This is a genomic window from Frankia sp. CgMI4, assembly GCF_001756285.1.
In the GTDB taxonomy this organism is placed as follows: Bacteria; Actinomycetota; Actinomycetes; order Frankiales; family Frankiaceae; genus Frankia; species Frankia casuarinae.
Genome location: NZ_MAQZ01000127.1, coordinates 1 through 9,769, shown reverse-complemented (window position 1 = coordinate 9,769; position 9,769 = coordinate 1). Strand labels below are relative to the sequence as shown.

General features: G+C 64.9%; 6 protein-coding genes. All 6 read right to left on the bottom strand.

Annotated features, from left to right (window positions below):
- Nucleotides 1-1,397 (bottom strand): condensation domain-containing protein (locus tag Manayef4_RS21870; RefSeq protein ID WP_254665795.1); only part of this gene is annotated, 1,397 nt, incomplete at its 3' end.
- Between the two features lie 46 nt (nucleotides 1,398-1,443).
- Nucleotides 1,444-3,360, bottom strand: coding sequence for an ABC transporter ATP-binding protein (locus tag Manayef4_RS21865; RefSeq protein ID WP_070133232.1), 1,917 nt, complete (start codon nucleotides 3,358-3,360; stop codon nucleotides 1,444-1,446).
- 114 nt (nucleotides 3,361-3,474) lie between these two features.
- Nucleotides 3,475-4,521 (bottom strand): alpha-hydroxy acid oxidase, encoded by a 1,047-nt coding sequence (locus Manayef4_RS21860; RefSeq protein ID WP_070133234.1) that lies wholly within the window; start codon nucleotides 4,519-4,521, stop codon nucleotides 3,475-3,477.
- Nucleotides 4,522-4,535: 14 nt separating this feature from the next.
- Entirely contained in the window at nucleotides 4,536-4,898 is a 363-nt protein-coding gene (gene aroH / locus Manayef4_RS21855; protein WP_070133230.1) for a chorismate mutase, read from the bottom strand.
- A gap of 444 nt (nucleotides 4,899-5,342) precedes the next feature.
- Nucleotides 5,343-6,836 (bottom strand): tryptophan 7-halogenase, encoded by a 1,494-nt coding sequence (locus Manayef4_RS21850; RefSeq protein ID WP_035913402.1) that lies wholly within the window; start codon nucleotides 6,834-6,836, stop codon nucleotides 5,343-5,345.
- 560 nt (nucleotides 6,837-7,396) lie between these two features.
- On the bottom strand, nucleotides 7,397-8,470 hold the full coding sequence (locus tag Manayef4_RS23645) for a ParB/RepB/Spo0J family partition protein (protein WP_139140180.1): 1,074 nt from the start codon (nucleotides 8,468-8,470) through the stop codon (nucleotides 7,397-7,399).
- Nucleotides 8,471-9,769: the final 1,299 nt, after the last annotated feature.

Genomic DNA, 9,769 nt, shown 5'->3' with positions numbered 1-9,769 from the left:
AACACCCCCGGCAACGTCCCCACCCCAACCCCAACCCCAGTGTCATTCCACTCCTCCACCACCCGCACCCACTCAGCCGCACCCAACACCGGCACCCGACCCACCAACACCCCCGGATCCGCCGCCACAGCCTCCAGCAGCTCCACCAGCGACCGGGCGAAGCCTTCGGCCGCCTCACGCGAGAAGACGTCCGGCCGGTGCGTCATGCGGAAGCCGAGCCGCTCGTCGGGCAGCACGGTGAGGCTGAGCGGGTAGTGAGTCGCCTCAAGCCCGCCCACCGCCTGACTGATCTTGAGACCGTCCTCGCCCGGAGCCCGCCCGGGCGAATCGGAGGGGTAGCTCTCGTAGGCGAACAGCGTGTCGAAGGTCGCCCCCGCACCGGCCAGCCGCTGGATCTCGGCCAGCCCCAGGTACTGGTGAGCGATCAGAGCCGACTGCCGGTCCTGCAGGGCCGCCAGCATCGAGGTCACCGGCTGGTTCGGGTCCAGCGACACCCGCACCGGCACCGTGTTGACGAACAGCCCCAGCATGTCCTCCACACCGGGCAGCTCGGGCGGACGGCCGGCCACCATCGCCCCCAACACCACATCCGAGCGCCCGGCCAACCGGCTGACCAGCATCGCCCATACGCCCTGGATCAGGGTGTTCAACGTCAGCCCATGACCGCGGGCCAGGCCGCGCAGCGCCGCCGTCAGCTCCTCACTCACCGAGAAGCGCACCCGACCGGGTTCCGGCGAGGCCTGYGCCGGATCGACCGCAGCGACGAGTGTCGGCCCGTCGACCCCGGCCAGCTMCTCCTGCCACGCCGTACGGGCCTGTTCCCGATYCTGCTGCCCCAGCCAGGCCAGGTGATCCCGGTAGGGCCTCACCGGCGGCAGCCCGTTCAGTCGCCCACCGCTCCGGTACACGGCGAACAGCTCACGCAGCAGCACCGACAGCGACCAGCCATCCAGCAGGATGTGGTGGACGGTGATCACCAATCGATGCCGCCGCGCGCCGAACCGGATCAGCAGGAAGCGCAGCAACGGCGGCGCCGCCGGGTCAAACCGGCGGCCGTGCTCCTCGGCCGTCGCCTCGCCGGCCCGCGCCTGTGCCGTGGCTTCCGGCAGCCCCGACAAGTCCGTCTCCGACCAGGGCAGCTCCACCTGCCTGGCAATCACCTGTACCGGCTGGTCCAGCGCCGCGGGCTGCCGGAACCCGGCCCGCAGGTTGGCATGCCGGTCCAGCAGCCGCTGGCCGGACTGCCGCAGGATCGCGGCGTCGAGCGGACCCTCGATGTCCAGTACGGCCTGCAACGCGTAGACGTCGGAGCCCTGCTCGTCATACAGGGCGTGGAAGAGAAGCCCTTCCTGCAACGGCGACAGCGGCCACAGATCCTCTATCTCCAACTGAGCCACCGTGCTTCTCCTCTCGAGTTCCGCGAAGGTGTCAGCAAGAAGGACGTCAGGCGCCGACCCTGTCGTCGACCGAGTCCGTCGCCTGCCCGGCGAACTGGGTGAAGTACAACTCCGCATAGAGCCCGCCCGCCGCCAGCAGATCTTCGTGCGAGCCCTGCTCGCGGACACCGCCCGCGTCGATCACCAGGATCTGGTCGGCCTCCCGGATGGTCGACAGCCGGTGYGCGATCACCAGAGAGGTACGGCCTGCCAGCGCGCTCTTCAGGGCCCGTTGGACGGCGGCTTCGGACTCGGAGTCCAGGTGAGCGGTGGCCTCGTCGAGCACCACGATCGACGGCGCCTTCAGCAGCAGCCGGGCCAGCGCCAGCCGCTGCTTCTCACCGCCGGACAGCCGGTAGCCGCGATCCCCGACGACGGTGTCCAGGCCGTGCGGCAGCGCGGAGATCAGATTCCAGATCTGCGCGCCCTGGCACGCCCGCACGATCTCCTCGTCGGTCGCGTCAGGCTTGGCATACGCCAGGTTCCGCCCGATGKTGTCGTGGAACATGTGCGCGTCCTGGGTCACCACCCCGACCGTGTCACGCAGTGATTTCAGCGTGAGGTCCCGCAGGTCGTGACCATCGATCCAGACTGTCCCAGCGATCGGGTCATACAACCGGGAGACCAGATGGGTGATCGTGCTCTTCCCGGCGCCCGAGTGGCCGACCAGCGCGGTGAGCTTTCCCGCCGGAGCCCGGAAGCTGATCCGATCCAGCACCATCGCGGTGCTCCCGGTGCGCTCGGCGGACGGCAGCGCGATCGATTCGAGCGAGGCGAGTGACACCTCGTCGGCGGTTGGGTAGCGGAACGACACCTCGTCGAACTCGATCTCCGGCGCGGCCGACGAGGCGGACGGCAGCGCGATCGCGCCGGGGCGTTCGGCGACGAGCGGCCGCAGGTCGAGCACCTCGAAGACCCGGTCGAAGCTCACCAGCGCGGTCAGCACGTTGAGCTGGATGTTGGAGAGCTGGTTGATCGGGCCGTACAGCCGGTTGAGCAGGACCGCGAAGGCGGCAAGGGTGCCGAGCTGGAAGTCGTCGTGGATGACCAGAACACCGCCGATGCCATAGACCGCCGCGGTGGCGAGCGAGGCCACCATCGTCATCGCGACGAAAAACACCCGCCCATAGACGGCGGTCCGCACGTTGATATCGCGGACCCGCGCCGCCCGGTCCTCGAACTGCCTGCTCTCGGTCTCGGGCTCGCCGTAAAGCTTGACGAGGATCGCGCCCGCCACGTTGAAGCGCTCGTTCATCATCGTGCTCATCTCGGCATTGAGCTGCATGCCCTCCCGGGCATACCGCTGCAGCCTGYGGCCGACGACCCGGGCCGGCAGCATGAAGCACGGGACGAGCGCGAGCACGACTATCGTCACGACCCATGACAGGTAGAACATCGTGACTATCACCAGGACCAGCGACAGCGCGCTGGACACCAACACAGTCAGCAACTGCGACATCGCCTGCTGCGCCTCGATCACGTCGGTGTTCAGCCGGCTGACCAGCGAGCCGGTCTGCGCCCGAGTGAAGAAGGCGATCGGCTGCCGCTGCACGTGGGCGAAGACCCGGGTCCGCAGATCATAGATTATCTGCTCGCCAAATCGCGCGGAGAGCATCCGCTGAGCGATTCCCAGAAAGGCATCCAGAAGGGCGAGTGCCGCGACGACCGAGGCGACTACGACGACCAGCCTGGTGTTCTCCTTCAAAATGCCGTCGTCGATGAGGAACTTGAGTAGCAGTGGATTGGCCGCAATACTCGCGGCCTCGAGTGACCCGGCTGCCAGCAGCAGCACCAGGCGCCACCGATAAGGCTTGGCATAAGGCAGGATCCGGCGCATTGTACCCGGCCTGATCTGCTGCCGGGTAATCGGTCGGTCACCACCCACCCCGCGGATCATCATGGGGCCCGGAGCTCCGAGCGTCATCACCGACCTCCTAAACACGGGACCCGAAGTAGTGGCCGCGGTATCGGTTCAACCGTACCTAGCGGAGTTTGCGGCAACCACTGTCCAACTGCCGAAAACTCACGGTGAGCCGTATCAGTGCCCAATGAGGCCGGGAYGGATGTCGGCCAGCGAAGGTGTGCCGGTGAGGGTCATCGCGTCGGTGAGTTCCTCGATGAGAATGCCCAGCACATGAGCTGCGCCTTCCTGCCCGCCGACCGCCAGGCCATGGAGGACTGGCCGACCCACGAGCACYGCGGCGGCCCCCACCGCCAGGCAGGCCAGCACGTCCCGGCCCCGCCGGATGCCACCATCGACCAGGACCGGGCAACTGCCCGCCACCGCCGCCACGATCTCCGGGAGTACCTCGAAGGTCGCGGGGACACCGTCAAGCTGGCGGCCCCCGTGGTTGGAGACCACGATGCCGTCCACCCCCGCACGTACCGCCCGTTCCGCGTCCGAGGCCGTCAGGATGCCCTTGACCAGCAGCGGCAACGAGCTGATCGACCGCAGCCAGTCGATCACCGACCAGTCCAGGGTCGGGTCGAGCTCGGCGCTGGCGTGCGCGGCGGGCGAGGAGAAGCCATCCCCGTCGAGGTTGACCGGCATGATAYCCGGAGGCAGCCGGAAGTCGTTGCGCACGTCGCGCAGCCGGCGGCCAAGCCGGGGCGCGTCAACGGTGAGGACCAGCGCATTCATGCCCGCCCGCTCCCCGTGTTCGATCAGCCGCTGCGTCCGGAAGCGGTCACGGAAGCAGTACACCTGGAGCCACAGCGGGGAGCCTGCGGCCGAGACCAGCTCCTCGAAGCGGCGCCCGGCCATGGTGGAGACGACGACGGGCATCCCGACCGAGGTGGCGGCCCGCACCGTGGCCAGTTCCCCATCTGGGTGAGCCAGCGTGTGGAAGGCCATCGGGGCGACAGCCAGYGGCGCCGCCCACCGGTCACCGAAGATCCTGGTGGCGATGTCGGGGTCGGACGCGCCGCGCAGCACGGTTGGCCGCAGCCGGACGTCGTCGAATGCCGCCATGTTAGCCGTGAGCGTCCGTTCCTCCCCGGCGCCGCCCGCGCAGAAGTCCCAGACCAGACGGTCCAGCCGGGCGCGGGCCAGGTTCTCGTAGTCGCCGAGCGTCAACGCGGTCATCCCAGCCTCCGAGATCACTGCGCCAGATCAGGGCGCAGCGCGCTCGCGCCGCGCAGATACACATGCCTGATCGGCGGGCGCGCCCCGTCGACCTCCACATGCGCCATCAGCCGTACGACGCGCGGCAGCGCCCCGGGCACACCGATCTCGCTGGCGCAGATCATCGGTACCGTGTGAAAACCAGCCTTCCTGGCGGCCAGCGCGGGGAACTCGGCGTCCAGATCCGAGGTCGCGGTGAACAGCACACTGATCACGTCGTCGGTCACCAGCCCGTTGYGGATGAGCATCTCGGTGACCAGCTCGACCGTCGCCTCGAAGATGTCCTCTYGCGCGTTCGCCCCGACCTGCGTGGCACCGCGGATCGCTCGCACAGTCATACCCCGCAGCGTCGCTCGGATCCAGACTCACAACAATGGCGTCCAGCAATTTTCCGCCAGCGCCATCGGATGCCTTTTCGACAGTCGGCAAGAACGGTTAGAGCGATATAATCGTTCACGGGAGCGCTCCRTGGCCCAGCGACGGAAACGGACCTCCTGAAAKAGCCCCGAATATCGGTTCGAATCCGATTCCGGGTACTCTGCATCTTCTCTTCACCCGGGTTATACCCACGGTGGCTGACGGCACGCGGCCGATGTGGTTGCCCGACCCGGCACGGAGCCGGGCCGTGGAACTGGCACAAGGCCGTAGAACTGGCACGCACCAGCGGCGCCATCTTACTGGGCTGACATCCACAGAACCAACCGGCCCACACAGACAACCGGCCCACACATGGTGGACCATGTGTGGGCCGGTTGCTTTTGGACGCGACCGGTACGGCCGGCCTAAGCGTCGGTGGGCAGCCAGAACATGCCGTCAGCCGACGAGACCAGACCGCCGGGGAACAGCGGGGTCTCCGGCTCGGCGTCCTCACCGAGCAGCGCGCGCATCTGCATCTGCGAGCCCTCGTGCATGACCCCGCGGATCACCTGCGACTTCATGAACGGCACCATGCTCTCGCTGTTGTTGGCCACGAGCGCGTCGACCGCGGTAGTGAAGTCGGCGGTGTTGGCCTGCAGCCGGAGGGCCAGGGCGTCGGCGTCGGTCAGCGCGGATTCCCCCGACGACACTCCGCCGATCAGCTCGACGAATGCCTCCAGCTCGGGCTGGCTGTTCCCGGTGACCTTCTTGGCCTGCCAGAAGTAGGAGTCCTCGCTGTGATGCATCTCGTAGAACGACACCAGAAACTCGTAGAACACGCCGTACTCTCGGCGGTAGCGGGCCTCGAACTCCTGCATCGCGGTCTTCTCGTCCACAATCTCGGCGAGGACGCTGTTGATGGACCGGGCCGCGAGCAGCGCGCTGTAGGTCGCGAGGTGCACGCCGGAGGAGAACACCGGGTCCACAAAGCACGCGGCGTCGCCGACCAAAACCATCCCGGGACGCCAGAAAGTCGTCTGATGATAGGAGTAGTCCTTGCGTACCCGGAGCTGGCCGTACTGCCCGGTGGTGACMCGCCTGGCCGGCGCGAGGTAATCCGAAATCATCGGGCACTCCTCAATKAGCGCCTTCATGGCCTGCTCGGAGTCACCCTGGACCTTCTCCGCCATTTCCGACCGTACGACCGCGCCGACGCTGGTCAGCGTGTCGCTCAGTGGGATGTACCAGAACCAGCCGCTGTCGAAGGCCACACACAGGATGTTGTTCCGGTTGGGCTCGGGCATCCGCCGGCCGCCCTCGAAGTAGCCGAACAGGGCCAGGCTGCGAAAGAACTCCGAGTACTGCCGGGTGCCACCAACCCGATGGTAGATGCGGCTTTTGTTGCCGGTGGCGTCGACCACGAAGGAGGCCCGCGCCTCACGCCGGTTGCCGCCGTCGTCGGTGTAGCGGATGCCGACGACCCGGTCGCCGTCCTCGATGACGTCGGTGGCCGAGCAGCCCTCGTGTACCTCGGCGCCGACCCGGCGGGCGTTCCGCAGTAGAATCTCGTCGAATTTCGACCGTTCAACCTGATAGGCGAATGAGGTCGGCCCAGCCATCCGCGACGACACCGAGAAGGCGAACGTCCACGGCTCCGGGGTGGCCCCCCATCTGAAGGTACCGCCGCGCTTGAGCGGGAAGCCGGCTTTGGCCAGTTCGTCGGCGGCGCCGGTCAGCCGGCAGACCCCGTGGATAGTGGATGGTAGCAGCGACTCGCCGATCTGGTAGCGCGGAAAGTGCTCCTTCTCCAGGACAAGGACTCGATGCCCCTGCATGGCCACCAGCGCGGCCAGTGTGGAGCCGGCGGGTCCGCCGCCAACGACCACCACATCAAATTCCGCAGAATCTGTCACGGCCATCTCCCACCATTTTTTCCGAGCCCTTTAAGCCCGCTTGACCAAATTTTCAATCTAGTTTCGAATTTTCTCAAATAAATGTCAAGGACATTCTTCCGACAACGGCTCCGCCGCCTCCTGCGCGGCTGATACAGCCAGTACGGCTGGTTCCCCGCGACTCGGCGCCACCAGTATCAGCCGGCGATGAACATCGTGATCAGCGCCATGAGAACGAGCATGGTGAACGGTTCCCTGCCGCCGCGGCGAGCCCCATATTCAGCGCGATCAACGCCGGTGAATCCCGGTGTCCACCAGGATGGTGGCCAGCCCCCTGGTGGGGGTGYTGGTGGGAGTCCAGTCCGCTCAGCCGTGGCGCCGTGAGTCCTCTCCTATCGTCCAACCGCGCGATCTCGGCACTTGAACAGCGGCTGGCCATCCTTGCCGCTCGGGCATCTGCGGCAGACCGCGGCGTACAACCGGCGGTATTCCGCCGGCTCCTCCCGACGACGCCGGCTGATGGACGGGCTCAAACCTTCGAAATCGCCCCCGTATCAAAAAATCGAGGCGCTACATCCACTCTTTCGCTACTCTGCCTCCGAGGAGACACGATGCTCGCCGTCCCGGAGTTCCTCCGCGAGCAGGCACCATATATCAGCATACCCAGAGAAGAGATCGGCGATAGCTTCCCTACAGTGAGGTGGAACGTTTTCGATGATCTTTTTTTTCTCCCGAGCCGTGACCGTGCAGTAGCTCAGGACGTGAAGCACCATCCTTCCTACCTCGTTGTACCTCAGTGACGGATCCTTCCGCAGAACATCAAAGAGAGAGAAAAGTTCATCCAGCGATCTCCTCTCTTTTCGTCCCGAGCTGAGGCTTTTACGCATCGCCATGCGTCGCCTGAGGTCMACCGTGTCGACGTTCCGCTGCTTTACGGGGACCGGGCTTGCTCCCCGGAGAACTCGATTCTTTACGTCCGCCACCGTAGTCGGAGAGATTCCGGCTTCCCTTGCGATCTGCCGAAGAGAGGCGGCGGGATTTGCTTTGATCAGTTCGCTGGCCCGCTCCCTGCCCTCCACAAAGCTCAACGGCCTCGTACGCCCATCCATACCAATCCTGCTCGTGAACTGAGGGACACTTTCGGCCAGGCTCTGGCGGATTTCCGAGATTTTTTTCGCGGAAACTCCGACTACCGAGGCCACAGCTCTGTCCGACCACTGCGGACGGCACGCGATAATACGCTTCGCAGCGGCCACCCGATCCGCCATCGTGAGCGGCAGGCCATGCGTGACGTTTGCGGCGACCGCCAGGAGAAAAGCGTCTTCGACGTTGCCATCAAAGAACTGCAYCCTGATATCTTCCTCACCACGAATCGCGGCGGCCCGTAGCCGGTGTATTCCATCGACCACCCTCATCGATCCCCGATGCACGATGATCGGCGGCAACACGGCTTCCGTCTCGGCCAGTATCTTGACATGATGCCCGACCTCGCCGGCCACGCGAAGCGACTCGGAGGTGGTGAGTGAATTTATCGGTAGTAGCTCAACGGTGGTGTTCTGTAGTTCGTTCAGCAGTTTTCTCAGATAGGACCAGCCATCGCCTCCGCGCCCTTCCGTCCCGTTTTCAGAAATCACGTGCTCTTCCTTCCTGAAGAGTTCCAAGGGATAAATTTACGGGTAACTGTGGCGTGGATGGATGAGAACTATCCGCGAGGCTTGAGCCGAAAGATTCCCTCGTGACGAAGGCCAGGCGAAAGGCGCTCCGGCGGGCTTCCCGGCAGGAGGGCCGAAGGTCCACCGGCCCGGTGGGCACCCGGGCCGAACGGGTGGGGATCGACCAGGCTTGGCCCGGAACGCCATCCGGGCTCGGGACCGGTGTCCACACCAACTTCGGCCGCTCAACGTGGTCACCCAGATGACGCCGCCTGGTTGATCTTGAGCGTTTTCATGAACCTTGCCGAAGAGCAAAAGATTACCAAACAACAACGAATTTGATTACACATGAGTATTAATCCCACTAGGGTGGGCACCTACAGTCGACAAAGAATGTGGGTGACGGCCGGCAGTAAAAATCCGTGCTGTCTCACGGGCGGGCCGAAGGTGAGAGCGGGAATCGAGGAAACGTAAGGAGGAACGAATAATGGACGTCTAGATCACCATAGTTCGAAGCCCCCAGCGAAGATCTTTATGGCGGCCTTCTGGATKGCCCCTCACGGAACCCCCCTCAAGAAGATCTGAAAAGACAGAACGATGCCCATGAGACGGACCTCACGCTAGCACCGATACCCCGCGCCTCGCAAGCTTTGTCCTCGCAATCCTTCGCCGTGGAGTTTGCCTAAAAACAACCGTCCAAATTGCCAGGTTTGTCGAGGGCCTCACGCTCTGCCACTGACTCGCYGGGCCACACCGGTAAATATCTCGTCCCCTGCTCGGATACCCGGGATGAATGTTTCATCATGCGACCACTGTTTGCGCAGGTAGCAGACTAGATCAAAGTTCTGGTTCCACCTTGAACGCCGTCCCCTTAGAACACGTTTGAGGTCGTCGTGCGATAACTCTCCGTACCAGCCAGGGCGTACGACGGGTATGCCTTGCCGGGGAGAGGCCCGATGCCGTCCGCCAGGAGCATGGGACGTGTCCATTCAGGGTGGGCGGCCGTAGCCCGCTGACTTTGGGGTTTGTATTGAGGAGGTACGTTGGGCTCGTTGCTTGGTCCTGGTGGTTGGACGTGGAGGATCATGGGTCGTGGCTGACCCGTCCATGTCATGGCAGGGCGACGTCAAAGTAGGTACGGCGTGGCGTCTTGAGTTTGTGGTCGGCTACTGCTGGGGGTTGGGCCGCGAAGGGCCCTGGAACGCGGCAGACGCGGCACCTACAGGAAGATCTGAGTTCTCACGCAAAGGTCTTCCAGAAGCAGGTGCCGCGTCCGTGTCTGTAGTGTCCCCCATGTTGTGGCTTGAG